The organism is Marmoricola sp. URHB0036 (assembly GCF_000426045.1).
Taxonomy (GTDB): Bacteria; Actinomycetota; Actinomycetes; order Propionibacteriales; family Nocardioidaceae; genus Marmoricola.
This window is the reverse complement of the sequence record NZ_AUEP01000013.1, coordinates 127,108-149,733: the sequence shown is the minus strand read 5'-3', so window position 1 is coordinate 149,733 and position 22,626 is coordinate 127,108. Positions and strand designations below refer to the sequence as shown.

At 71.1% G+C, this 22,626-nt stretch carries 25 protein-coding genes; 16 read left to right on the top strand and 9 right to left on the bottom strand.

The genetic code is table 11. From position 1 onward, the window contains the following. Positions 1–83 precede the first annotated feature (83 nt). Genes H976_RS0115995 through H976_RS0115975 form a run of 5 tightly spaced genes read left to right on the top strand, consistent with a single transcriptional unit; the run spans position 84 to position 3,958 of the window. Positions 84–749, top strand: coding sequence for a glycosyltransferase family 2 protein (locus tag H976_RS0115995; protein ID WP_155918322.1), 666 nt, complete (start codon positions 84–86; stop codon positions 747–749). After that, a complete protein-coding gene (locus H976_RS0115990; RefSeq protein ID WP_027862364.1) occupies positions 746–1,411 on the top strand; it encodes a DUF2064 domain-containing protein in 666 nt (221 codons plus the stop codon). The genes H976_RS0115995 and H976_RS0115990 overlap by 4 nt, the downstream gene beginning before the upstream one ends. Beyond that, positions 1,408–2,067 carry a class I SAM-dependent methyltransferase gene (locus H976_RS0115985; protein ID WP_196804111.1) on the top strand — a complete coding sequence of 220 codons (660 nt, stop codon included), beginning with the start codon at positions 1,408–1,410 and terminating at the stop codon, positions 2,065–2,067. The genes H976_RS0115990 and H976_RS0115985 overlap by 4 nt, the downstream gene beginning before the upstream one ends. Positions 2,068–2,126: 59 nt before the next feature. Continuing rightward, positions 2,127–2,804 carry a response regulator transcription factor gene (locus H976_RS0115980; protein WP_027862362.1) on the top strand — a complete coding sequence of 226 codons (678 nt, stop codon included), beginning with the start codon at positions 2,127–2,129 and terminating at the stop codon, positions 2,802–2,804. Continuing rightward, positions 2,801–3,958, top strand: coding sequence for a sensor histidine kinase KdpD (locus tag H976_RS0115975; RefSeq protein ID WP_036226782.1), 1,158 nt, complete (start codon positions 2,801–2,803; stop codon positions 3,956–3,958). The genes H976_RS0115980 and H976_RS0115975 overlap by 4 nt, the downstream gene beginning before the upstream one ends. Positions 3,959–3,960: 2 nt before the next feature. Here the strand turns inward: H976_RS0115975 and H976_RS0115970 are convergent, their stop codons facing one another. From H976_RS0115970 to H976_RS0115945, 6 genes are read right to left on the bottom strand one after another with little or no spacing between them, the layout of a single operon-like run. Beyond that, complete coding sequence (locus H976_RS0115970; protein WP_027862360.1) at positions 3,961–4,251, bottom strand: YiaA/YiaB family inner membrane protein; 291 nt, start codon at positions 4,249–4,251, stop codon at positions 3,961–3,963. Positions 4,252–4,261: 10 nt separating this feature from the next. Continuing rightward, the gene (locus tag H976_RS26745; protein WP_036226781.1) at positions 4,262–5,473 is read right to left on the bottom strand and encodes a cation:proton antiporter; all 1,212 of its coding nucleotides are present in this window, start codon (positions 5,471–5,473) and stop codon (positions 4,262–4,264) included. Position 5,474: 1 nt separating this feature from the next. Next, a complete protein-coding gene (locus H976_RS0115960; protein WP_027862359.1) occupies positions 5,475–5,711 on the bottom strand; it encodes an anti-sigma factor in 237 nt (78 codons plus the stop codon). Then, positions 5,708–6,343 carry an RNA polymerase sigma factor gene (locus H976_RS0115955; protein WP_027862358.1) on the bottom strand — a complete coding sequence of 212 codons (636 nt, stop codon included), beginning with the start codon at positions 6,341–6,343 and terminating at the stop codon, positions 5,708–5,710. Before H976_RS0115955 ends, H976_RS0115960 begins: the two co-directional genes overlap by 4 nt. A 19-nt stretch (positions 6,344–6,362) precedes the next feature. Then, a complete protein-coding gene (locus H976_RS0115950; protein ID WP_027862357.1) occupies positions 6,363–7,085 on the bottom strand; it encodes a flavodoxin family protein in 723 nt (240 codons plus the stop codon). Between the two features lie 40 nt (positions 7,086–7,125). After that, positions 7,126–9,087, bottom strand: a complete 1,962-nt coding sequence (locus H976_RS0115945; protein ID WP_051276910.1) for a thiamine pyrophosphate-binding protein — start codon at positions 9,085–9,087, stop codon at positions 7,126–7,128. 94 nt (positions 9,088–9,181) lie between these two features. Between H976_RS0115945 and H976_RS0115940 the strand changes: the two genes are divergently transcribed. Then, a complete protein-coding gene (locus tag H976_RS0115940; RefSeq protein ID WP_027862355.1) occupies positions 9,182–9,832 on the top strand; it encodes a hypothetical protein in 651 nt (216 codons plus the stop codon). On the opposite strand, the gene H976_RS0115935 is transcribed toward H976_RS0115940, so the two are convergent. Both H976_RS0115935 and H976_RS0115930 read right to left on the bottom strand, forming a co-directional pair. Continuing rightward, positions 9,824–10,174, bottom strand: a complete 351-nt coding sequence (locus tag H976_RS0115935) for a hypothetical protein (protein ID WP_027862354.1) — start codon at positions 10,172–10,174, stop codon at positions 9,824–9,826. The two genes, H976_RS0115940 and H976_RS0115935, sit on opposite strands and share 9 nt — an antisense overlap. A gap of 219 nt (positions 10,175–10,393) precedes the next feature. Next, positions 10,394–11,383 carry an ornithine cyclodeaminase family protein gene (locus H976_RS0115930; protein ID WP_027862353.1) on the bottom strand — a complete coding sequence of 330 codons (990 nt, stop codon included), beginning with the start codon at positions 11,381–11,383 and terminating at the stop codon, positions 10,394–10,396. A 151-nt stretch (positions 11,384–11,534) separates the two neighbouring features. Here H976_RS0115930 and H976_RS26740 point away from each other — a divergent pair, with 151 nt between their 5' ends. From H976_RS26740 to H976_RS28960, 6 genes are read left to right on the top strand one after another with little or no spacing between them, the layout of a single operon-like run. Continuing rightward, the gene (locus H976_RS26740) at positions 11,535–12,143 is read left to right on the top strand and encodes a histidine phosphatase family protein (protein ID WP_051276909.1); all 609 of its coding nucleotides are present in this window, start codon (positions 11,535–11,537) and stop codon (positions 12,141–12,143) included. 7 nt (positions 12,144–12,150) lie between these two features. Beyond that, the gene (locus tag H976_RS26735; RefSeq protein WP_051276908.1) at positions 12,151–13,512 is read left to right on the top strand and encodes a cation:proton antiporter; all 1,362 of its coding nucleotides are present in this window, start codon (positions 12,151–12,153) and stop codon (positions 13,510–13,512) included. Beyond that, positions 13,509–14,399, top strand: coding sequence for a sulfotransferase domain-containing protein (locus tag H976_RS0115915; protein WP_027862352.1), 891 nt, complete (start codon positions 13,509–13,511; stop codon positions 14,397–14,399). Before H976_RS26735 ends, H976_RS0115915 begins: the two co-directional genes overlap by 4 nt. Positions 14,400–14,438: 39 nt before the next feature. Next, positions 14,439–15,248 (top strand): siderophore-interacting protein, encoded by an 810-nt coding sequence (locus H976_RS0115910; RefSeq protein ID WP_027862351.1) that lies wholly within the window; start codon positions 14,439–14,441, stop codon positions 15,246–15,248. A gap of 34 nt (positions 15,249–15,282) precedes the next feature. Next, on the top strand, positions 15,283–16,284 hold the full coding sequence (locus H976_RS0115905) for a phosphotransferase family protein (protein ID WP_027862350.1): 1,002 nt from the start codon (positions 15,283–15,285) through the stop codon (positions 16,282–16,284). Continuing rightward, complete coding sequence (locus H976_RS28960; RefSeq protein WP_051276907.1) at positions 16,281–17,036, top strand: class I SAM-dependent methyltransferase; 756 nt, start codon at positions 16,281–16,283, stop codon at positions 17,034–17,036. The genes H976_RS0115905 and H976_RS28960 overlap by 4 nt, the downstream gene beginning before the upstream one ends. An 11-nt stretch (positions 17,037–17,047) precedes the next feature. On the opposite strand, the gene H976_RS0115895 is transcribed toward H976_RS28960, so the two are convergent. Next, entirely contained in the window at positions 17,048–18,298 is a 1,251-nt protein-coding gene (locus H976_RS0115895; RefSeq protein ID WP_027862349.1) for an FAD-binding protein, read from the bottom strand. Between the two features lie 157 nt (positions 18,299–18,455). Here H976_RS0115895 and H976_RS30435 point away from each other — a divergent pair, with 157 nt between their 5' ends. From H976_RS30435 to H976_RS0115875, 4 genes are all read left to right on the top strand, one after another. Continuing rightward, a complete protein-coding gene (locus H976_RS30435; RefSeq protein WP_196804110.1) occupies positions 18,456–18,593 on the top strand; it encodes a hypothetical protein in 138 nt (45 codons plus the stop codon). 182 nt (positions 18,594–18,775) lie between these two features. Continuing rightward, entirely contained in the window at positions 18,776–19,123 is a 348-nt protein-coding gene (locus tag H976_RS30430) for a response regulator (protein WP_027862348.1), read from the top strand. Beyond that, positions 19,120–20,985 (top strand): HAMP domain-containing sensor histidine kinase, encoded by a 1,866-nt coding sequence (locus H976_RS0115880; RefSeq protein ID WP_155918316.1) that lies wholly within the window; start codon positions 19,120–19,122, stop codon positions 20,983–20,985. Before H976_RS30430 ends, H976_RS0115880 begins: the two co-directional genes overlap by 4 nt. Further along, positions 20,972–22,594 (top strand): HAMP domain-containing sensor histidine kinase, encoded by a 1,623-nt coding sequence (locus H976_RS0115875; protein WP_027862346.1) that lies wholly within the window; start codon positions 20,972–20,974, stop codon positions 22,592–22,594. Before H976_RS0115880 ends, H976_RS0115875 begins: the two co-directional genes overlap by 14 nt. The last annotated feature ends 32 nt before the right edge of the window (positions 22,595–22,626 follow it).

The following is a 22,626-nucleotide window of genomic DNA, read 5'->3' as shown; positions in this document are numbered from 1 at the left end:
CACGGACGTCGGTGCGACAACCGTCAGGGTTTGTTAATGACTGGGAACCCCACAACCGAGCCGGTCGCCCATACGTTTGCAGGATGACCGTCATCCCTGCGTGCGACGTGGTGATCCCGTGCCGCGACGAGGCGCCTGCGCTGCCCGCCCTGCTGCGTCGACTGCCGGTGGGGTTCCGAGCGGTCGTGGTCGACAACGGCTCCAGGGACGACACCGCCGAGGTGGCCCGCGGGCTGGGCGCCACGGTCGTCGACGAACCGCGAGCCGGGTACGGCGCCGCGGTGCACGCCGGGCTGGAGGCCGCCACCGCTGAGTTCGTCGCGGTGATGGACGGTGACGGCTCGATGGACCCGGCCGACCTGGTGCCCCTGCTCGACCTCGTGGTCACCGGCGACGCCGACCTCGCCGTCGGACGCCGTCGCCCCACGCGCCGCGGGGTGTGGCCCTGGCACGCCCGCGCCGGCAACGCGGTGGTGCTGTGGTGGCTGCGCCGGAGGATCGGCCTCCCGCTGCACGACATCGCGCCCATGCGCGTCGCCCGGCGCGGAGCGCTGCTCGGTCTCGGTGTGGAGGACCGGCGGTTCGGCTACCCCGTGGAGCTCCTCCAGCGAGCCGCAACGGCGCAGTGGCGGTTCGTCGAGTGCGACATCGACTACCACCCGCGTGCTGCCGGCACCCGGTCGAAGGTGTCCGGGTCGGTGACCGGCACCTTGCGTGCGGCGAGGGACTTCGCGCGGGTGCTCTCGTGAGGCCCGCGGTGATGCTGGTGGTCGCGAAGGCTCCGGTCGCCGGCCGGGTGAAAACCCGGCTCGGCCGCGACATCGGCATGGATCGGGCTGCTCGGCTGGCGGCTGCGTCGCTGCTGGACACGCTCTCGGTCTGCGCGTCGGCGTACGGCGCCGAGCGGTGCCACCTCGCGCTCCACGGCGTCCTGGCCCAGTCGGAGCGAGCCGACGAGCTGCTGGACGCGACCGAGGGATGGGTGGTGCACCCCCAGCGCGGCAACGACTTCGCCGCGCGGTTGGTGAACGCCCACCACGACGCCGCGGTCGCCTCGGCGGCCCCCGTCGTGCAGGTCGGCATGGACACGCCGCACCTGGACTCCGTGACGCTGACCGAGGCCGGGTCCCGGCTCCGCCACCGGGACGACGCCGTGCTCGGTCCTGCCGCCGACGGTGGTTGGTGGCTGCTCGGTGTCGGCGGTCCCCACCTGGTCGACGGCCTCGGCGAGGTGCCGATGTCGACGGCTCGCACCGGCGACCTCACCCGCGAGGCACTCGTCCGGGCCGGCGCGCGGGTGAGCGACGTCGAGACCCTGCGCGACGTCGACGAGGTCGAGGACGCCGAATCAGTGGCCTCCACTGCGCCGCACAGCCGCTTCGCCCGCGCCTTCCTGGAGGTCGCGCGATGACCATCGGCGAACCGGCCACCACCCAGGTGCCGCGAATGCACACGTTCAGCGAGGTCTACAGCGACGCGCTGCGCGGGGAGTCGTGCACCGTGACCGGCGTCCAGGTGCACGTGCCGTTGCCCGTGCACGAGTGGACCAGGCCCGTGAACCACGGCGACCGCGTGCTGCTCGCCCACTGTCGCGGGGCCACGCTCGACGTGGGCTGCGGTCCCGGCCGGATGAGTGCCCACCTCGCGGAGCGCGGCCACGTCGTGCTCGGTGTCGACATCGTGCGCGAGGCCGTGGAACAGGCCCGCCGCCGAGGTGTCTCCGCCCTGCGACGCAACGTCTTCGACCCGCTCCCGGGCGAGGGTCGCTGGAACACGATCCTGCTGGCCGACGGCAACATCGGCATCGGTGGCGCGCCCGAGCGGCTGCTGCGTCGTACGGCGGAGCTGCTCGACCGCACCGGACGCGTGGTCTGCGACCTCGCCGCGCCAGGCACCGGCGTACGCCGGCATGACGCCCGCCTGGTCACCGCGCTGAAGAGGTCGGGACCCTTCCCGTGGGCCTCGGTGGGACCGGACGCGATCGCGCAGGTCGCGGCCGACGCGGGACTGCGCGTCGCTGAGGTCGGGGACCACCACGGCCGGTGGTTCGCGGTGCTGGCGAGATGAGGCGCCCGTCCGGGCTACCCGGCATGGCGCAGACTGTTGGACGAGCGGGGAGGTGAGCGATGGCGGCAGTGCTCGTCGTCGACGACGACGCGACCGTGCGCGAGGTCGTGATCACCTACCTCAGCAAGGCTGGCCACACCGTCACGTCGGCGGCCGACGGCCACGAGGCGCTGGCGTCCGTCGCGTCGTCGCAACCGGAGCTGGTGGTGCTCGACCTGATGCTGCCCGGCATCGACGGGCTCGAGGTGTGCCGGCGGCTGCGCGAGTCCGGCGACATCCCGGTGATCATGCTGACCGCCAAGGGGTCGGTCAACGACCGCGTCGTGGGCCTCGAGGTCGGCGCCGACGACTACGTGACCAAGCCGTTCAGCCCGCGTGAGCTCGTGCTGCGCGTCGACTCCGTGCTCCGTCGTACGCAGGAGCCGGTGCCGGTCGGCGGCCCGGTGCGGTCGGGCGACATCGTGGTCGATCCCGGCTCGCGCGTGGTCACCCGCGGCGACGAGCGGGTGGCGATGACCGTCCGCGAGTTCGACCTGCTGCACCACTTCGTCTCCCACGCCGGCACCGTGTTCTCCCGCGAGGACCTGTTGCGCGACGTGTGGGGCTGGTCGTTCGGTGACGACTCGACCGTCACCGTGCACGTACGCCGCCTGCGCGAGAAGCTCGAGACCGACCCGACCCACCCGGTGCGACTCGTGACCGTGTGGGGCGTCGGCTACCGGTGGGAGGACTCATGAGCCACGACGAGGTCGTCATCATCGCGATCGCCGCCGGGTGCGCCGCCTCGGTCGGCGTCGTCGGCCTGCTCTTCGCCTGGGTGTTCCGCGGTGCGAGTCTCCGCTGGCTGCCGGCCGGGGTCGCCGTCGTCGCGGCCGCAGCGATGATCGCGGCCGTGATCGGCACCGCCCGCGCGATGTTCATCTCCGACCACGACTACGTCGTCGTGCTCTGGGTCTGCCTGGTCGCGGGCATCGTCGCCGCCTGCTTCGCCTCCCTCGTGGGAGCCGTCGTGGTGCGCTCGTCGCGGCAGCTGCGGGAGGGGGCTCGACGCTTCGGCGAGTCCGGAAAGTACGACGCCGACGTCACCGGCCCGGCCGAGTTCACCGCCCTCAACGAGGAGCTCCGCGAGACCTCCCGCAAGCTGACCGAGGCCCGTGAGCGCGAGCAGCGGCTCGAGGAGTCGCGCCGCGAGCTGGTCTCCTGGGTCTCCCACGACCTGCGTACGCCGCTCGCCGGACTGCGCGCGATGACCGAGGCACTCGAGGACGGCATGGTCGATGACCCGTCGCGCTACCACCGGCAGATCAGCGCCGAGGTCAACCGCACCGTGCGGATGGTGGATGACCTCTTCGAGCTGTCCCAGATCCACGCCGGCCTGCTGGACCCCTCGCCCCAGACGATCGCCCTCGGCGACCTGGTCAGCGAGTCCCTCGCTGCCGCTGAGTCGGTGGCGGCCGTGAAGGGCGTCCGGCTCGACGGGCAGGTCGACCCCGACGTGCTGGTCCACGTCGATCCCCACGCCATGTCCCGGGTGATCGGCAACCTGCTGATGAACGCGATCCGGCACACCCCCAGTGACGGCGCCGTGCAGATCCGCGGTTGGTCACGCCCCGACGCGGTCGAGCTCAGTGTGCGCGACGGCTGCGGCGGCATCCCGCGTGAGGACATCGACCGTGTCTTCGACGTGGCGTTCCGCGGTGGCGCCTCCGCCCGCACACCCGGCGCCGAACCGGTCGCCTCGGGCAGCGGTGCCGGGCTCGGACTGGCCATCGTGCGCGGGCTCATCGAGGTGCACCGCGGACGGGTCGAGGTGGAGAACGTCGAGGACGGCTGCCGGTTCGTGGTGACGATCCCGACCTCCGACCCGGTCACCCAGCCGAGCGTCGGCTGAGGTCAGCCGACTTCCTTCCACGGGTCGTGCTCGGCCAGGATCCGGTCGACGCGGGCCTGGTCGAGCCGGGACACGACGTACTGGCTCTCCTGGGCATCGCGCACGCACTTGGCGAGCGTGAAGGCCGACGTCGTCAGGAAGAGGGTGCCGAGGGCGAGGAAGGCCTTGGGCCACGACTCCCCCGGCAGGTAGTAGATCGCGACCAGCATGGCGAACACGGCGACGCCGAAGGCGATGGCCGACTGGGCGAAGAAGGCGTTGGTGTTCTTGGCACTGGGTGTCTGGGATTCCATGTCCCCAGTCTCACGACGGCGACATCGACCCGACATCCGTCGAAGTACTCAGGTGCGAGCGCAGCAACGCCAGCGCTGCCACCGGGAACAGCACCACCGACAACAACCCGGCGCACACCATGGCGGCCGCGGTCACGCCGCTCAGCAAGCCCGTGAGCACACCGATCTGCGTGGCCGTGACGATGAACGGCAACGAGGTCGCCTGCAGCAGACCGGCGGCGACGACCGAGCGGCGGTCGAAGAGCCGGGAGAACAGCAGCGCCGGCAGCCCGCGTACGACGAGCAGGGCGAGCACGAACACCGGCACCCGCGCGAGGGCCGCCGGGTTCTCCATCAGACCGCTCAGGTCGAGCCGCAGCCCGCTGCTCACGAAGAACACCGGGATGAGGAAGCCGTAGCCGATGGCCTCGAGCTTGAGCCGGAAGTTGGGGTGTGACACGGAGTCACGGTCGACGAGACCTACCACCGCCCCGGCCATGAAGGCGCCGAGGATGCTCTCCAGCCCGAACTGCTCGGCCAGGGCGACGAAGGCCACGAGGAGTACGACGGCTGCGCGCACCCGGATCTGCGCAGTGGTGTCCTGCAGCCGGGTCAACGTCATCGTCAGCCGTCGCGAGCGGGCGACGAACATGGTGGCGACCGCCGTGGCCCCCACGAGTGCCGCGAACGACACCAGCAGCACCAGCCGACTGCCGGTCGAGCCGTCCGATGCCGAGAAGAACAACGAGAGCAGCACGATGGCGGCGAAGTCAGCGACCGAGGCAGCCGCCACGACCGTCTGGCCGAGCCGTGAGTCGACCTGGCCTGCGTCCTTGAGCACCGGCACCACGAGACCCAGCGACGTGGCGGAGAGGGTGACCGCCACCAGGCCCGGGCTGTGCACCCAGCCCACGGCGTCCAGCCCGAGCCCCGTCACGACTCCGAGCACCAGCGTCACGGCGTACCCGACGAGGGCGAGCCGCAGCACCTGCCCCCTGAGCTGCTGCAGGTCGATCTCCAGCCCGGCCAGGAACAGCAGGAACGCGAGGCCGAGGAGCGACACGATCGAGACCGGCAGGTCGACCTCGACCCAGCCGAGGACCTGGGGACCCACGACGATGCCGGCGACGATCTCGAGCACGACGGCCGGGACCCTCAGTCGCGGGGCCAGCCCCAGGGTCAGCGGCGCCAGTAGGGCGATGACGGCGACCAGCAGGAGGTTGGTGAACTCGACGTCAGGCATGTCAGCGGCGCACGTCGCGGAAGGCCGAGAGCAACGTCGACTGCATCTCCTCGGAGAGGGACTCGACCGGGATCTCCCCGAGCCGGGAGACCGTCTCCTTCATCTGGAGCAGGTAGGTCTCGCAACCGGGGCACAGCGCCCGGTGCTCGTCGAAGCGGGCGGTGGTCTCGGCATCGAGCTCGCCCTCGAAGTAGTCGGTGACCAGCTCGACGAACTCCTGGCAGGTGAGGTCGCTCATCGGGCCACCTCCAGGTAGGACGCCAGCCGGGTGCGTACGGCGGCCCGGGCGCGATGCAGCAGCACCCGCTGGTTGGCGCCGGACAGCTCGAGCATCTGGCAGACCTCCTCGGAGCTGTGCCCGATCACGTCACGCAGGGTGATCACGACCCGCTGCCGGTCGGGCAACGAGTCGATCGCCTCACGCACCGTGGTCCGCACCTCGCTGTCGAGCACGCTGCCCTCTGCGGATCGCCACTCCCGAGGGAAGGACCGCCAGTGTCCTGCGTACTGGTCGTCGGCATCACGGAACAGCACCGGATCGACGGTGGGGCCGTGGTCGCTCTCGACGCCGGCAAGGCTGCTCCACGGCACCGTCCGGCTCTCGCGCAGCCCGCGCTTCTTGGCGGTGTTGACCAGGATCCGGTAGACCCAGGTGCGCAGCGAGGACCGACCCTCGAAGCCGTCGATGCCCCGGATGACGGCCAGCCAGGTGTCCTGGACGACCTCCTCGGCGGAGGCCTCCGTCGAGACGAAGGTGCGGGCGAGCAGCAACATCGATCGTGACCAGTCGTTCAGCAGTTGCGCGAAGATGGCTTCGTCACCGGAGCGAACACCCGCCACGATCGCGTCGTCGGTGCTCGACGTGACCACGCCGGGAGCGTAGCGCCTGTCATCGGTACTCCGGGTTCTCGAAGTCGAATCGACAACCCGCATCCCACTCGCTGCGCTGGTTGCCGTACGCCGGGACACCGCCGGCGTCCTTGAGCAGCTTGGCCAGGTGCATCAGGTTCCAGGTCATGAAGGTGGTGTTGCGGTTGGTGAAGTCGTTCTCGGGACCGCCCGAGCCGGGGTCGAGGTACGACGGGCCGGGACCTGCCTCGCCGATCCAGCCCGCGTCGGCCTGGGGCGGGATGGTGTAGCCGATGTGCTGCAGCGTGTAGAGCACGTTGTGCGCGCAGTGCTTGATGCCGTCCTCGTTACCGGTGATCAGGCAGCCGCCGACCCGGCCGTAGTAGAGGTACTGCCCCTGGTCGTTGAGGAGGTGCGATCCGCCGTACAACCGCTCGTGGACCTGCTTCATGATCGAGCTGTTGTCGCCCAGCCAGATCGGCCCGGCCAGCACCAGGATGTCGGCGGCCTTGACCTTCTCGAAGATCGCCGGCCAGTCGTCGGTCTCCCAGCCGTGCTCGGTCATGTCGGGCCAGACGCCGGTGGCGATGTCGTGGTCGATGGCGCGGACGACGTCGACCTGCACGCCATGGGCCTCCATGATGTGGCGGCTGATGTCGACCAGTCCCTGGGTGTTGCTGGGCTCGGGCGATCGCTTCAGCGTGCAGTTGATGAACAGCGCCTTGAGATCGGCGTAGCTGGTCGCGCTGGGTGCTTCGGTCACGGTTCTTCTCCTCGGGATGGTGGGCGGGTTCGAGAGCAGCTCAGATCAGTTCCGGGTCCTGCTCGACGCAGAGCAGCGCCGGCCCTGGGGTCTCGAACAGGGTCTTCATCGCCTCGTCGAGCTGGTCACTGGAGGTGACCTTGATGCCGGTCGCGCCGCAGAGCTCGGCGTACGCGGCCCAGTCGGGGTTGCTCAGCGAGGTGTGCCAGACCGGGTAGTCGGCTGCGAGCTGCTCCTTGCTGATCTTGCCGAGCGCGTTGTTGTTCAGCAGCACGTGCTTGACGGGGATGCCGTACTTCACGGCCGTGTTCAGCTCCATGGCGTACTGCCCGAACCCGCCGTCGCCGGTGACGGCGACCACGGGTCGATCAGGGTCCGCCGCCCAGGCGCCGATCGCGGCCGGGTAGCCGAACCCGATGGAGCCGAGGTAGCCGGACATCAGGACCGGTTGGCCCTTGGACTCGAGGTAGCGCCCCAGCGAGTAGGCGTGGTTGCCCACGTCCACGGTCACGACAGCCTCCTTCGGGAGGTGCTCGGACAGCGCCGCGAAGACGGCCGCGGCCGAGACCCCGGCGCCGCGGTCGTCGGCAGCTCGGCGTGCCTTCTCGGCACGCCAGATCTCCCAGCGCTCGGCCACGTCGGGGCGCTGGTCCTCGGGATCGGCGTCCACGACCGCTTCCGTCAGCGCCGCCACGACGATCGCGGCATCGCCCAGCACGTTGGCGGTCACGGCGTCGAAGCGGCCGATCGAGGAGGGGTTGTCGTCGATCTGCACGATCGGCTTGTACGGCGCGATGCCGGTGTGGTTCGCGAAGGAGGCACCCACCACCACGAGCAGGTCGGACTCGTTCATCAACCAGCTCGCGACCGGCGTACCACTCCGGCCGAGGACGCCCGCGCCGAGCGGGTGGGTGTCGGGGACCAGACCCTTGGCCTTGAAGGTGGTCAGCACCGGTGCGTGCAGTCGCTCGGCCAGGGCGGTGACCTCGTCCTCCGCACCGCGGGCGCCGTGCCCGACGATGAGGACCGGACGCCTCGCGCTCACGACCAGCTGGGCGGCGCGAGCCAGCGCCTGCTCGTCGGGCCGGACCAGCCGGTCGGAGTAGCGCCCGTCGGGAGAGACCGCCGGAGCGTCCGACGGCAGCGCCTGCACCTCGTCGGGCAGCACCAGGTGCGCCACGCCGCGCCCGTCGCGCGCGTGCTTCACGGCAAGGGCGGCCAGCTCGGCGTGGTCGCTGCCCGACTGGACAGTCGTCGTGGTGAGTGCCACGTCCTTGAAGACCGCGGACAGGTCGAGGTCCTGGAAGGCGCCGCGACCGAGGACCTTGGAGGGCACCTGACCAGAGATCGCGATGACCGGGGACTGGTCCAGCTTCGCGTCGTACAGCCCCGTCAGCAGGTTGGTCGAGCCGGGTCCGGCGATCGCGAAGCACGCGGCCGGCCGGCCCGTCAGCTTGCCGTAGGCGCTCGCCGCGAAGGCCGCCGCGCCCTCGTGCCTGATGCCGATGAACGTCAGCTCGCCGCGCTCCTCGGCCCGTCTCAGGGCTTCGGCAAAACCCAGGTTGGAATGCCCGACCATCCCGAAGACCCGCGTCACACCGTGTGCGACGAGTGTCTCGACGAGCACGTCGGCCACCGTGCGCCCCGCCTCGACGGGCTCCGGAAGTCGTACGTAGACACCGTCGTCGCGCTCCTCGACCTCGTAGACCCCGACGGCATCGCCGAACGTGCCGGGCGACTCACCCGTCAGCGGGTCGTAGTCGTAGCCGTGCCACGGACAGCGCAACAACCCCTTCTCGATCGACCCCTCCCCCAGCGGACCGCCCTGGTGAGGGCAGTGGTTCTGCAGGGCTCCGAGCGTGGGCCCACACCGCGTCAGTGCGAGGCTCCGACCGTCGACGGTGACGCTGCGCACCCGCCCCTCGCCGGGAACGTCGACTGCGCTGACCGGGTGCCAGCTTCCACCGGGCAGGTTGGGGGTGGTCTGCTCTGGCGACGACATGTAACGACTCCTCGGTTCGGCGACACCCATCAGTGCCGCCGACCGCGGTGGCGTTACACGTCGAGCCGAGGATGTTCGAGAAGGAGATCCGCAGATGAGCCCAGCTGACCTGGACCGCACCCGGCAGTCGCTGCACGGTGTGGCCGAGATGGTGCTCGCCGCACCGCAGTACGACACCTCCGGCTCGATCCGCCTGCGGGTGACACCAGGCGGGTTCGGGACCACCGCGGACCCCGACCTCAGGGTCGACGGGCTCGAGCTGGTGGGCGCGACCGCCCGGTTGCCCCTCGGCGGCACCTTTGCCGAGCTCGGCCGAGCCGCCGGCGTACGGGCGCGACCCCTGCGTGACGTGTACGCCGACGGCCCGGGAGTGGGGACGGACGACACGCTGCAGATCGCACCCGACGCCGTTCATCTGCTGGTGGAGGCGCTCGCTCGCGGCGACGCTGCCATGCGCGCGTTCGCACCCGCCCAGGAACCGGTGCTCTGGCCCGAGCACTTCGACGTCGGGATCTCGCGGGACGACGTCAACTACGGCGTCTCCCCCGGTGACCGCCACGTCGACGAGCCCTATGCGTACGTCGGGCCGTGGCAACCGCGCGTCGGCCGGTTCTGGAACCGCCCGTTCGGGGCGACCCGACTGATGACCGAGGTGCCGGACGTCGGGTCGCTGACGGAGTTCTTCCGCGAAGGGGCCGCCCGCGCCGCAGCCGACCATGCGGCAGCACCGGACGGCTCAGGCTGACCGCGGCTGCCGAGTCGTGCCCAGCCACTCCCCCAGGAAGTCCGGGTGCTGGGCGTCGCGCATCGCCCGTCCCCGGAAGAAGGTGATGGCGCACGCCGCCACGACTCCCCGGCGTCGACGGGCCTGGGTGAAGATGGCCTCGATCGCGTGCACCTGCTGGCGCTCGGCCCGTAGCGCGGTCAGGTCGTGGCGCTGCTCGGCCTCCGCGAGTCGCTCGAGCGCCCGCTCCTTGACGAACGAGTGCAGCCGTTCGGCGCGCTCCCAGTCGATGCGCTCGCGCCGGGTCCGGCTCGGCAGACGGGTGACGCGTCGGTCCTCCGGGACGTCGAACGTGGTCGTCACGGGTGGCGCCTGGTCAACATCCTTGCTCGGTGACGTGAGAATCATCGGGGCTCCTCGCCAGCGTGATGGTGCCGTCTGCGGCGAGTCTCCGCACCGCTCCTACCTCTCGCCTACCCGTGCCGAATTCCGGCAAACCATCCATCTCGGACAGTGGTCACGCCTTGCGTCATACGAATGGTGGCCTTGAGGGCACGATTCGTATGACGCAAGCGAGTCCCCTCAGGCGAAGAGATCGATCTCCTGGCCGAGGCCCTGCTCCCGAGCCGCTGTCAGGACGAGGTGCGCGGCCGCCACGTCCTGGGCGGCGATGCCGACGGACTTGTAGAGCGTGATCTGGTCCGGCGAGGTGCGACCCGTCCTCGTGCCCAGGAGCAGCTCGCCGATCTCGGCATGGACGTGCTCGGGCCCGATCAGGCCCTCCTCGATCGGCTGGCGCAGGTCGTTGCAGCCGGCCGGCGGATCCGCGAGTACGGCGGCTCGCGACTCGACGACCACCAGTGCGGCCGCCACGGTCGCGGAGTCGACCTCACGCCCCTCGGTGTTGAAGCCCACCGAGGTCACGTGCACGCCGGACCGCAGGAACTCGCGCTGCACCACCGGCTCGGTGGCATGGGTGGCGGCGCAGACGATGTCCGCGTCCGCACATGCCTCGGCGTAGCTCTCGGCCGGCCGGACCTCCAGCCCGAGCGCACGCTCGAGCTCGGAGCACAGCGTGGCCACGTGGTCGGGACGGCGACCGGCGACCCGCAGGCGCCGGATCGGTCGCACGCGCACCATGGCCTCGGCGTGCGCCTGCGCCTGCACGCCAGTGCCGAGGATCGCCAGCGTCTCGGCGTCGTCCCGGGCCAGGAGCTCGGCGGAGAGCGCGGACCCGGCGGCCGTACGACGCGTGGTGATCGACGTCCCGTCGAGCAGGGCCACCGGCTCGCCGGACTCGGGGTCGAAGATGAGCACGACGGCCTGGTGCGTCGGCAGTCGACCGCCCGCGTTGCCCGGGAACAGGCTGACCAGCTTGGCCGCCAGTCCCCCACCGTTCGGCAGGTACGCGGGCATGGCCGCGAGGAGTCCTGCGTCCGGCACCAGGGCCGCGATCCGGGACGGGCTCGACGCCCGTCCGGCGCTGACGTCCTCCATGGCGGCGCGCAGCGCGCGTCTCATCGCGTCGTGGTCGAGCACCGACTCCGTCTCCGCGCGACCCAGGATCAGCATGGGCCCAGTCTGGTTGGCCCCACGTTGGGTGGGAGTCAGCCGGTCTAGATCGCTCTGTGACGATCTCGTGCCGTTCTTGCTCGTTCACCGGCGGTGGGTTGAAATATGACTTCTTCACTCAACTTACTCGTGCTAACCATCGGGGGAACTGATGTCGAGCAGCACCCGCATCCACCTTGTCCGTCACGGCACCACGCTGCTGAACCGCGCCAACCGCTACCGCGGACGCCGCGACGTACCCCTCGACGCCGGCGGCTGGCAGGACGCGTGGTCCGCCGCCGACGAGCTCCAGGACCTCGGCTTGAGCCACACCATCTACTCCAGCCCATGCCGCAGGGCGCGCGACACCGCCCGCGTCATCGCCGATGCCGCCGGCCTGACCAGCGTCACGGACATGCCGGGTTTCCTGAACCTCGACTACGGCGCGTGGGAAGGACTCACGAGCGAGGAGGCCAAGGCCCACGACGAGATGGCCTACGCCAGGTACCAGACCTACGCACCCGACGCCGTGTGTCCCGGTGGCGAGAGCCTGGCCCGCGCCGCCGAGCGGATGCTGCTGGCCCTGCGGACGATCGCCCTGCTGCACCCCGGCGAGACCATCGGCGCGGTCAGCCACGCCGCCATGCTCCGGCTGGTGATCGCCAACGTCACCGACCACCCACGCGAGAACTGGCGGCACGAGCTGCCCAACGGTTCGGTGTGCGTCTTCGACGTCGACGGCTCCGACATCCAGCTGGTCCGCATGCCCGTGGCTGCGTGAGGCGTCCGTGATCACCTCGGCCGACCTGACGCGGGTCGCGATCGCGCTGCTGGCCCTGCTCCTCGTCGCGCACGCCGGCGGCGCCCTGTTCCAGCGGTTCCGCCAGCCCCGGGTCATCGGCGAGATCCTCGGTGGCCTCGTCCTCGGCCCGACGGTGCTCGGCCAGGTCTGGCCAGGCGCGGTGGCCTGGATGTTCACCGACGACCTCACCACCCGCGCAGTCATCGGGTTCGTCCAACAGCTGGGCCTGTTCCTGCTGATGTTCATCGCCGGCGTCGATGCCCGCCGCCGGATGCGGGGCACCGAGCGACGGGTCATCGGGGCTGTCAGCTCGGTGGGTCTCGTGGTCCCCTTCGCCTTCGGGCTGCTCGCGGTGGCCCTCGTCCCCATGGACTCGCTGTGGGGCGAGAACGCCAACCAGACCTCCTTCGTGCTGGTCTTCGCGATCGCCGTCGCGGTCACGTCGATCCCGGTGATCTCGCGGATCATGCACGACCTCGGTCTCCTGCGGACCGGCTTCGCCCGCGTCGTGCTCGGTGTCGCGGTCGTCGAGGACGTGATCCTGTACGTCGTACTGGCCGTCGCCGTCGACCTGGCCACACCCTCCGGACCCGCGACCGGGCTTCCCGGTGCGCTGGGTCTCCAGGCCGGGTCGACGGCCGACATCCTCTACCACACGCTGACGACCCTCGGCCTGCTCGTGCTGCTGTTCGCCTTCGCACCACGGGTCAACCAGTGGATCGGCGCGCATCCGGGCGTGAAGGGCCCGCTGAGCACCACGTCGCGTCGGCTGATCGTGCTGCTGGCCTTCGTGGTCGGCTTCCTGGTCCTGGACCTCGAGGCGTTCCTCGGGGCGTTCGTCGCCGGCATCTTCGTCGGCACGCCCCGCCGCGGTTCCGCTGGCCCGGACGAGGTCGAGGAGCGGCGCAGCGCGGCCCAGGACTCGATCCGCAGGTTCGCGTTCGCCTTCTTCATCCCCTGCTACTTCGCCCTCGTCGGGGTGAACCTGAACCTGGCCCACGGGTTCGAGGTCGGCTGGTTCCTGGTGTTCCTCACCGGCGCGTGCCTGGTCAAGGCGGCGTCGACCTACGTCGGCGGCCGGCTGGCCGGTCTCCCCGACCGGCCCACGCGACATCTCTCGGTCGCCCTCAACGCGCGCGGCGGTCCGGGCATCGTCCTCGCGACCGTCGCGCTCGGCGCCGGCATCGTCAACGAGGAGTTCTACATCTGGCTCGTCCTGCTGGCGATCCTCACCTCGGTCGCGGCCGGCATCTACCTCGAGCGCGTGTCGATCGACGACCTGGACCTGACCATTGCCGAGCACGACCAGCCCGATCTCGCGACGTCTGCCGGCAGGTCGGCCGCATGATCACCCGGGCCGACGCCCCCATGTGGGTCAAGCGCCGCGGGCGACAGGTGTCCCGGACGTTCGGCCGCTACACGGCCGGACTGCGGATGATTCCCGACTTCCTGATGTGCGGCGGGAACCGGTGCGGGACCACCGCCCTGCACCGGGCGCTCATCGAGCACCCGCTCGTCGCTCCTCCGGTGCTGCACAAGAGCGTCAACTACTTCGACGTGCACTACCCCCAGGGACCGCGCTGGTACCGCGGCCACTTCCCGGTCCGGGCCGTCGCCCAGTGGCGCTCCGGACAGTCCGAACGGCCGCCACTGGCGATGGAGGCCAGCGGCTACTACCTCGACCACCCGGAGGCGGTGCACCGGATCGCTCGCGACCTGCCGGGGGTGAAGGCGATCGTGATGCTCCGCGACCCCGTCGAGCGTGCCCACTCCGCCCACCGGCACAACGTGGCTCGCGGGTTCGACTCGGTCAGCTTCGACGAGGCGATCGAGCTCGAGCCGTTGCGCAACGTCGGCGAACGCGAGCGGATGGCGGCCGATCCGTCGTACCTCAGCTGGGCCGACCGGCACAGCTCGTTCGTCCGTCGCGGGCAGTACGTCGACCGGCTCGAGCTGTTCTTCGCCGAGCTGGGTCGCGAGAACGTGCACGTGCTGTTCTCCGAACGGTTCTCCGAGACGCCCGAGCCGGAGTACGCCCGCGTGCTGGAGTTCCTCGGGCTGCCGCCGCACGTGCCCGCGGCCGGCTTCGGCCGGTGGAACCCGTCGCCCCCGGCCGAGATGACTCCCCGGGCGAGGGCGCGGCTCGAGGAGCACTACGCGCCGTACGACGACCGGCTCGAGGTGCTGCTGGGCGAGCCACTGCCCTGGCGCCAGCCCGCTCGCTTGCTCTCCTAGTTAGGCTGACCTAAGTTCACCGACGAGAGGGAGGCCCGCGTGCACGGACGTGTGGTGGAGACCAGCAGGATCACGCCGAGCATGGTCCGGGTGGTCCTCGGCGGAGGGGACCTCGACCGGTTCACGATGGTCGAGGCGACCGACGCCTACGTGAACCTCGCCTTCCCGCCCGATGGTGCGCCGTACGGCGCGGTCTTCGAGCCGGCCCAGGTGCGCGACGAGCACCCCCAGGAGACCTGGCCGGCCCGCCGCCGCTACACCGTGCGCGACTGGGACGCCGACCGGCAGCGGCTGACCATCGACTTCGTGGTGCACGGCGACACCGGCGTCGCGGGAGCGTGGGCGATGAGCGCGCGTCCGGGCGACGTGCTGGTGTTCGAGGGCCCCAGCGGCGGCTACGTCCCCGAGCCGGAAGCCCACTGGCTGCTGATGGTCGGAGACGAGTCCGCACTGCCCGCGATCGCTGCCTCGCTCGAGGCCGTGCCGGCGGGGACGACGACGCTCGTCCGCCTGCTCTGCGACGGACCCGAGCACGAGGTCGACCTCGCGTGCGCCGGCGACGTCGAGCTGGCCTGGGTCCACCGACGCGGCGACGAGCGCGACGAGTCGCTGCTGGCCGAGGCCGTCCGCGACCTCACCTTCCCACCCGGACCGGTGCACGCGTTCGTGCACGGAGAGGCCGACGAGATCCGGCAGATCCGACGGCACCTGCTGGCAGACCGGGGTCTGACCCGGCAGGACATGTCCTGCTCGCCGTACTGGCGCCGCGACATGACCGACGAGGCCTGGCGCAAGGTCAAGCGCGACTTCGTCGCTGCGATGGAGGACGACGTCGCCTTGACCGGCTGACCAGCCGGATCCAGCATGAGCGGTGGGAGGGCTCATGCGACCCGAAGGAAGCTGGGGATCGGTCGAGGAGATCCTGGACGCCGCCACCGACGCCGAGACGCTGCAGACCGCCGGGGTGTCGGGTGCCCGGCTGGAGCGGATCCAGGTCGACGGCACAGCGCTGGTGGTCAAGCGACTCGACCCCGCAGCGGACTGGACGATGCGCGCACTGGGCGACCTCTCCTGCTACACGGTGCAGCTCTGGGAGCGCGGCATCCTCGACCGGCTCCCCGCCTGCATCGGCCAACCCGTCGTCGCCGCCGGGCCCGACCCGGCCCGACCACCGGGTTCGCGACGGGTCGCGCTGGTGATGCAGGACGTCTCGGCCTGGCTGCTCCCCGACGAGGACGCCCCGATCTCCGAGGAGCTCAACCAGCAGTTCCTCACCCACATGGGCAAGCTCCAGGCGGCGTTCTGGGACGCCGGCCCCGAGCTGGAGGTCACTCCTCCCCTGCACCGCTACCTGATGCTCTCGCCGTGGACGGCGATCGCCGAGGCCGAGCTGGGCTCCGGACACGTCGTACCACCGCTGATCGGGCAGGGCTGGGACCGTCTGGACGAGGTCGCGCCGCGCGCCGCCGCGGTGGTGCTGCCCCTGGCCTGGGACCCGGGCCGACTCGTCGAGGCACTGGAGACGACCCCGCAGACGTTCCTGCACGGCGACTGGAAGCTGTTCAACCTCGGCGCCGACGACGAGGGACACACGATCCTGCTCGACTGGGAGATGCCGGGACGAGGCCCCGGAGCCGCCGAGCTCGCGTGGTACCTCGCGATCAACTGCCGCCGGCTCCCGATCACCAAGGAGGCGTGCATCGCGACCTACCGGGAAGCCCTGGAGTCGTGTGGAGTGGACACCGAGCCCTGGTGGGACAGACAGCTCGCCCTCGCCCTCCTCGGTGGACTCGTCCAGTTCGGGTGGGAGAAGTGCCTGGCCGGGTACGACGACGAGCTGGCCTGGTGGGAGGAGGCGGCGCTGCGCGGCGCCACCGAGCTGTGAACGACATCGCCCTGGCGTACGACGCGGCGGCCGATGCCTGGTCGACGGGATCGGCTCGCGTGTACGACGCGCTGGCGTCGGCGATCGCGGACCGGGCACCCGACGTCACCGGCCACCGTGTCCTCGACATCGGTGCCGGGACCGGCGTTCTCGGACTCCACCTGCTGCGCCGCCGCGCCGCCCACGTGGTCGCGGTCGACCTCGCCGGGCAGATGCTCCGCAAGGCCGGGTCCGGCGTCAGCCCGGTGATCGGGGACGCGACGGCGCTCCCCTTCGCCGACGGGGCCTTCGACCTCGCCGCCACCGCCTTCTGCTTCAGCCACCTCGACCGGCCCGAGCAGGCCGTGCGCGAGGCCCGCCGCGTGGCCGCAGGACTGCTGAGCGGCTCCTTCGCCGGCGACTCGGACCACCCCGCCAAGGCGGTGGTCGACGAGGTCGTCAGGCGCTACGGGTTCGACACACCTGGCTGGTACACCACCATGAAGGGCGGCCACCCGATGGACGACCCCGAGCGCCTGGCCGGGCTGGCCCGCACGGCCGGTTTCGGGACGGTCGAGGTCGACCTCCGGCAGGTCGACACCGGCATCGCCGGCAACGACCTCGCGGCCTGGCGGCTCGGCATGGCGCACTACGCACCCTTCCTCGCCACCCTCGACGCCCGTTCCCTCGACGCACTGCGCCGCGACGTGGAGTCGGCCGTCGACGGCCTGCCCCCTCTGACGATGTCCGTGCTCGTGCTGACGGCGTCCTGATCGCCTGCCGCTCAGCCGATCAGGTCCTCGACGAAGGAGTTGCCGAACCGCCGGTCCGGATCCATGGCGTCCCGGAGCTCGCGGAAGCGCGGCAGCTCGGGGTACAGGCTGTCCATCTCCTGCAGTGAGCGGTCGAGGAACACCTTGCCCCAGTGCGGCCGCGGGTCGAACGGTGCGAGCACGGACTCCACGCGCTCCAGCGCCGGGCGCACGATCTCCCACTCCGGGCGCCAGGTGAAGTGCGCGGCCACCGAGTCTCGTCCCCGCGACGGGCTCAGCCACAGGTCGTCGCCGGCGATGGTGCGCATCTCGAAGACCTGCAGCGCACCGGACAGGTCCGGGCCGAGGCCGTGCAGCGCCTCGATGACCTCGCCCGCCACCGCGCGCGGCATCAGGAACTCCGACTGGAGCTCGTGCCCGACGCTGGGGGTGAAGCCCATCCGGAAGTGCGGGAGCCGCTCGTGCCACGCGCCGGGTACGCCGCCCTGCTCGGTCGCCGCGGCCGTGTCCTGCCCGCGGATCGGGTGCTGGGGCTGGTCGGCGGGCTCGGTCCCCAGCACGGACTCCGGGCCCGCACGCTCGGGCCCGTCGGTGCGCGCCTTGAACCAGATCGACTCCATGAGCTGCGGGTCGGTGAAGGAGGAGAAGATGCTCACGCTGTAGGCGGACTCGAAGATCTCCTGCACGCGCTCGACGACGAGGTCGCGCGAGACGTCGGTGAAGACCTGCTGGCGCACGTCGAAGGCCGGCTCGATCCGCAGCCACAGCCGGGTCACCACGCCCAGGCAGCCCAGCGCCAGCACCATGCCGGAGAAGTCCGGGTCGTCGACGGTGGACCTCACCAGCCTCCCGTCGGCACGCACGAGCTCGACGCCGACCACGGCGGTCGACAGGTTGCCCAGCCGGTTGCCCGATCCATGGGTCCCGGTCGAGCACGCGCCACCCACCGAGATGTGCGGCAGCGAGCCGAGGTTGTGCAGCGCCCACCCCTCCCGGTGCAGCGCGGTCGCCACCTCGGCGTACGTCGCACCGGCCGGGACCACCGCCACACGTTCGTCGGGCAGCACCTCGATCGGTGGCTTCAGCCCGCTCGTGCTGATCAACGTGCCGGTGGTGTCGGCGACGGTGGAGAAGGAGTGGGCGGTGCCCAGGGCGCGCACGCGGGCCGAGCCCGTCACCACCTGTTGCAGCTCCTCGACCGAGCTCGGGACTACCAGGTCGGCCGCCGAGAACTGCACGTTCCCGCTCCAGTTGACTCTCACCGCGCCAGCCTCGCACGGCCGCCCTCGGCGGTGTCGCGGACGGTGCCACTACCCGACTCTGCCGTCCCCATGCGCGCGACCAGCGTCACGTTCACGTGGCGGGACGACCCGGCCGGTCACACCATCGAGCGCCGGACCTCACCTAGCGTCGGACGGCATGCAGCTGTTCGTCGTCGTGCTGGCCACCTTCCTCATGTGCACCGGCCTCCTGATCGGGTGGAGTCGGGAGAAGCCCATCCGACAGAACCCCAAGGACCAGGAGTTCCGCCGTCGTCGGGGCCAGGACGCCGCCTAGGGCGCTCAACGGGACCGCACCGGCCATGCTGCCCGGCTTCACCGGGTATGCCGGATTCGCCTGATCGACGGCGTCCGAGTCCACGTCGACGACACGTCTCCACTTCGCTGGATTCGGTCCCACTGGCCGGTGAATGCGTGTTCGATGTGCGGGTGGGAGCAGCCCGGAGCCGGGAGGCGCGCATGGCTCGCATCGTCGTGGCGGACAACGACCTTGACGCGCTCGATCTCGCGCTGACCGACCTCCGCCTCGAGGGCCACGAGGTGTACGGCGCGCTCGACGCCGAGGAGGCGGAAGCACTCGTGGGCACTGTCTCCCCGGACGCGCTCGTCCTGGACTACCGGATGCCACCCGGGATCACCGGACTGGACCTCGCCGAGCGGCTCGTCACCGACCACCCCGACCTGCGTGTCGTGATCTACAGCAACTACCAGCGCGTGGAGCTGAGGGCCCGCGCCGCCAAGATCGGCGTGCCGTTCCTGGCGAAGGGCAACCTCCGTGCCCTGCGGGCGGCGGTGCTCCAGGAATGAGCGAGCCGCAGCGGGTGCACCGAGGGTGGGGCGGACCGGCCGCCGTGGTGCTGGTCGCCGTCATGGCAGCCGTCGCCGTGATCCTGGTCGCGCGTGACCACGCCGCGCTGCAGGCGCAGCGCGAGGTCCGGGAGGCCGCGGCCGATGCCGTCTTCCCGGTCGACGAGGCGATGCGCACGGCGATGAGCGAAGCGGCCGCCGGGTCGCTCCCCGGCGCGAAGCACGTCGCGGTCGACGAGAGCACGACCGTCGGTGTTGCCGGTGACGTCGCCGCCCGAGCCCAGGACTCCGGCGACCCGGTGCTCGAGGATGCGGGCGACGGACTGGTGGTGGTCGCGACGTACGACACCGCGTCGCGGCCCGCCTCCGTCGCGGAACGCCGCGCGCACGTCACCGGCCTCCAGGTCCTGCCGCTCGGCCTGCGGTCGACGCTGGACGACCTGCGGCCCGCGCGCGGCGGCATCGCGCTCGCCGGTCCGGACCGGACGATCCAGTCGCTGCCCGGCCCGCGTCCCTCCGGCCAGCCGTCGTACGCCGTCGACCTGCAGCCCGGCCCCGTCCAGGAATGGACCCTGACCCTCTGGGCGGCGCCTCCCCCGGTGCCGCTCTGGACCTGGCTGCTCGCCGTCGGGATCGTGCTGGCCGGCATCGCGGCCGCCGTCTGGCTGGTACGCCGCGACGACCGCTCCCGTCGCAGCCAGCGCGAGCTCGTCCGGTTGCAGGAAGCCAGCGCCACGACGGCGGCGCTGGCCACCGTCGCGCAGCACAGCCTGGACCTCGCCGACTTCCTGCCCGCCCTCACCAACGAGCTGGCCGTCGCCCTCGGCCTGCACGGACTGTCGCTGGCGTCACCGGCTGCTACGGGAGAACGCCAGTTCTTCGCCTGGGGCGTCGCGCCGGCCCCGGTGACCGCCTCGTCGATCCTGCCCACGACGCTCTCGGCGGGCGACAGCCTCTGCCTCGTCCTGGGTCGTGGCGGGCGGACGGTGGCCAGGCTCAGGGTGGTCGCCGGGCGTGACCTGGACGGTCACGACCTCAGTGCCCTCGGCTCCGCCGCCGAGGTGCTGACGTCGGCGCTGGTGAACGCCGAGACCTTCGCGCAGCAACGCGACCTGCTCGAGCGGATGAGGTCGGTGGACGAGCTGAAGACGGTGTTCCTGGCCACCGCCTCGCACGAGCTCAGGACCCCGGTCAGCGCCATCACCGGCTACGCGCAGCTCCTGGCGTCCAGCTGGGACACGCTGAGCCCGGAGGAGGCCCGTCTGTTCGCCGAGCAGATCGACGGCAACGCCCAACGCCTCGGCACTCTCGTCGAGGACCTGCTGGACTTCTCACGACTCGAGCGCGGCGCGGGCGTGGTGTCCGACGCATCGATGCTGGACCTCGGCGAGGTGGTGACGGGCATCCTCGAGGAGCAGCCCGACCTCGCGCCCGACCACCAGGTCCTGCGGCAGACGGTTCCGGGCGTCCGGGTCGCCGGCTCCGTGCAGGCGGTGGAACGGGTGCTGTCCAACCTGGTCGGCAACGCGGCGAAGTACTCGCCGGCCGGCACGGTGATCCGCGTCCTCGTCAGCGAGCACCGGGACCGAGCCGAGCTGGCGGTCGAGGACGAGGGACCGGGAGTCCCGAAGGCCGAGCGCGAGCAGGTCTTCACACGCTTCTTCCGCGGGCGCGGCGACTCCGTCGTCGCGACGCGTGGGGCCGGGCTCGGGCTGGCCATCGTCAGCGAGTTCGCGGCCACCATGGGAGGCCAGGTCTCGGTGAAGACAGCTCGGAGCGGAGGGGCGCGCTTCGTCGTCTCCTACCCCTTGGCCGGCTCTCCGGCACCCCGCGTCGAAGGAGCATCCGATGTCCGTACGTGATCGACTCGTGCCAGCGGTCGCGGGAGCGGCGGTGCTCATGGTGGCGTTGATGGTGATCGCCCTGCTGCGCTCGGCGGAGAACGACGGCACCGACGCCCTGGAGAAGGCAAAGTCCGCGCAGGTCCGCACCACCGCGGACAGCTTCAACGCGCGCGTCGAGTCGAGCATCAGCTCCCTCGGCGGTCTGGGTGCCCGTCCCTGGGACCTGACGCCGGGCAGCGCCTCCGACAAGGCGACGCTGAACACCTTCGCCGTCGACCCGGATGCCCTCAGCGGGACCTTCCTCGTCGACGCCAACGACACCGTGACCAACGGCGTCCTCCTGCGCCCCGGGATGCTCGGCTCGCAGTTCGACCCACCCGGTTGGGAGAAGGCCAAGGCCGCTCTCGCCACGACGCCGGCCGTCGTCCTGCCCGTCACCAGGTCCGGTCTGACCACCGAGCTGCCCAGCTATGCCTTTGCCGTGGCCATCCGGGGCACGACACCGACCAGCGTCCGGGGCGCCTTCGTCTTCGAGCAGGCGCTGACCAACGACTCGCCGTTCAGCCAGGAGATCCGTGGGCTCGCCGGCAAGGGGAAGTCCACGGCCACCTGGCGGTTCCTGGACAGCAACGGGGCAGTGGTCGCCTCCACCCTGCGCACCGGGCTGGGCAAGCCGGTGCCCGACGCGCGGTTGCGCTCGCTGCCCGCGGGGTTGCACGAGATCGGGGACAAGCTCGTGGTCAGTGCCGACGTCCCCGTCGTCGGTTGGCGCGTCGTCTTCACCCAGGACCGCTCGGAGTTCGTCGGACCCGTGGCCGGTCCGCTCCAGTCGGCCGGGCTCATCCTCGTCCTGCTGCTGCTGGCCATCGGCCTCACCCTGACCGTCCTGCTCGCCCGTCGGTTGCGGCAGTCCCGGGAGCAGGAAGCCCGGCTGCTCGCGCTCAACCGCTCCCAGGAGGAGTTCATCTCCGTGGTCTCCCACGAGCTGCGCACTCCCGTGTCCGGGGTGCTGGGCTTCCTGCAGACGAGCCTCGACCACTGGGAGGTGATGAGCGACGAGGACCGGCACAGCGCCGTACGCCGCGCCTTCAGCAACGCCCGTCGCCTGCAGGCGATGACCCGCGACGTCCTCGACACCGAGAGCATCGAGTCGGGTCGCTTCGGCTACGTCCGACACCCGATGGATCTCAGCGAGGAGGTCCGGACGGCGGTGGACGCCTTCGACACCGGCGCGACCAACAGCGTGGTCCTGAGGGTGCCCGACACCCCGGTCATGGTGGAGGGTGATCCCGACCGCATCCAGCAGGTCCTCGCCAACCTCCTCGACAACGCCCGCAAGAACGCACCCCCGGACATCCCCATCGAGATCTCGCTCGAACAGACCGAGAACGTGGCCCGCCTCGTCGTCGAGGACCACGGACCCGGCATCGATCCCGACCAGCTCGGGCGCATCTTCGACAAGTTCGTGCGCGGACGTGCCGGCGCGGTGACCGGGACCGGCCTCGGTCTCTACATCTCGCGCCGGATCGTGGATGCGCACGAGGGCCGGATCTGGGCCGAGAGCAGTCCCGGGGAGTCGACGAGGTTCATCGTCGAGCTGCCCTGTCAGAGCCTCGTGACGAACTAGCGTCGGGCGGTGCGTGACCTGGGTCCGCGAAA

What these genes read in the sequence shown, in the direction of transcription:
- H976_RS0115995 (WP_155918322.1), top strand. Translation starts at nt 84, where the DNA reads ATGACCGTCATCCCTGCGTGCGACGTGGTGATCCCGTGCCGCGACGAG.
- H976_RS0115915 (WP_027862352.1), top strand. Translation starts at nt 13,509, where the DNA reads ATGATCACCCGGGCCGACGCCCCCATGTGGGTCAAGCGCCGCGGGCGA.
- H976_RS0115945 (WP_051276910.1), bottom strand. Translation starts at nt 9,087, where the DNA reads ATGTCGTCGCCAGAGCAGACCACCCCCAACCTGCCCGGTGGAAGCTGG.
- H976_RS26740 (WP_051276909.1), top strand. Translation starts at nt 11,535, where the DNA reads ATGTCGAGCAGCACCCGCATCCACCTTGTCCGTCACGGCACCACGCTG.
- H976_RS0115985 (WP_196804111.1), top strand. Translation starts at nt 1,408, where the DNA reads ATGACCATCGGCGAACCGGCCACCACCCAGGTGCCGCGAATGCACACG.
- H976_RS0115880 (WP_155918316.1), top strand. Translation starts at nt 19,120, where the DNA reads ATGAGCGAGCCGCAGCGGGTGCACCGAGGGTGGGGCGGACCGGCCGCC.
- H976_RS0115875 (WP_027862346.1), top strand. Translation starts at nt 20,972, where the DNA reads ATGTCCGTACGTGATCGACTCGTGCCAGCGGTCGCGGGAGCGGCGGTG.
- H976_RS0115960 (WP_027862359.1), bottom strand. Translation starts at nt 5,711, where the DNA reads ATGAGCGACCTCACCTGCCAGGAGTTCGTCGAGCTGGTCACCGACTAC.
- H976_RS0115905 (WP_027862350.1), top strand. Translation starts at nt 15,283, where the DNA reads ATGCGACCCGAAGGAAGCTGGGGATCGGTCGAGGAGATCCTGGACGCC.
- H976_RS0115980 (WP_027862362.1), top strand. Translation starts at nt 2,127, where the DNA reads ATGGCGGCAGTGCTCGTCGTCGACGACGACGCGACCGTGCGCGAGGTC.
- H976_RS0115975 (WP_036226782.1), top strand. Translation starts at nt 2,801, where the DNA reads ATGAGCCACGACGAGGTCGTCATCATCGCGATCGCCGCCGGGTGCGCC.
- H976_RS30430 (WP_027862348.1), top strand. Translation starts at nt 18,776, where the DNA reads ATGGCTCGCATCGTCGTGGCGGACAACGACCTTGACGCGCTCGATCTC.
- H976_RS0115970 (WP_027862360.1), bottom strand. Translation starts at nt 4,251, where the DNA reads ATGGAATCCCAGACACCCAGTGCCAAGAACACCAACGCCTTCTTCGCC.
- H976_RS26745 (WP_036226781.1), bottom strand. Translation starts at nt 5,473, where the DNA reads ATGCCTGACGTCGAGTTCACCAACCTCCTGCTGGTCGCCGTCATCGCC.
- H976_RS0115940 (WP_027862355.1), top strand. Translation starts at nt 9,182, where the DNA reads ATGAGCCCAGCTGACCTGGACCGCACCCGGCAGTCGCTGCACGGTGTG.
- H976_RS0115930 (WP_027862353.1), bottom strand. Translation starts at nt 11,383, where the DNA reads ATGCTGATCCTGGGTCGCGCGGAGACGGAGTCGGTGCTCGACCACGAC.
- H976_RS30435 (WP_196804110.1), top strand. Translation starts at nt 18,456, where the DNA reads ATGCAGCTGTTCGTCGTCGTGCTGGCCACCTTCCTCATGTGCACCGGC.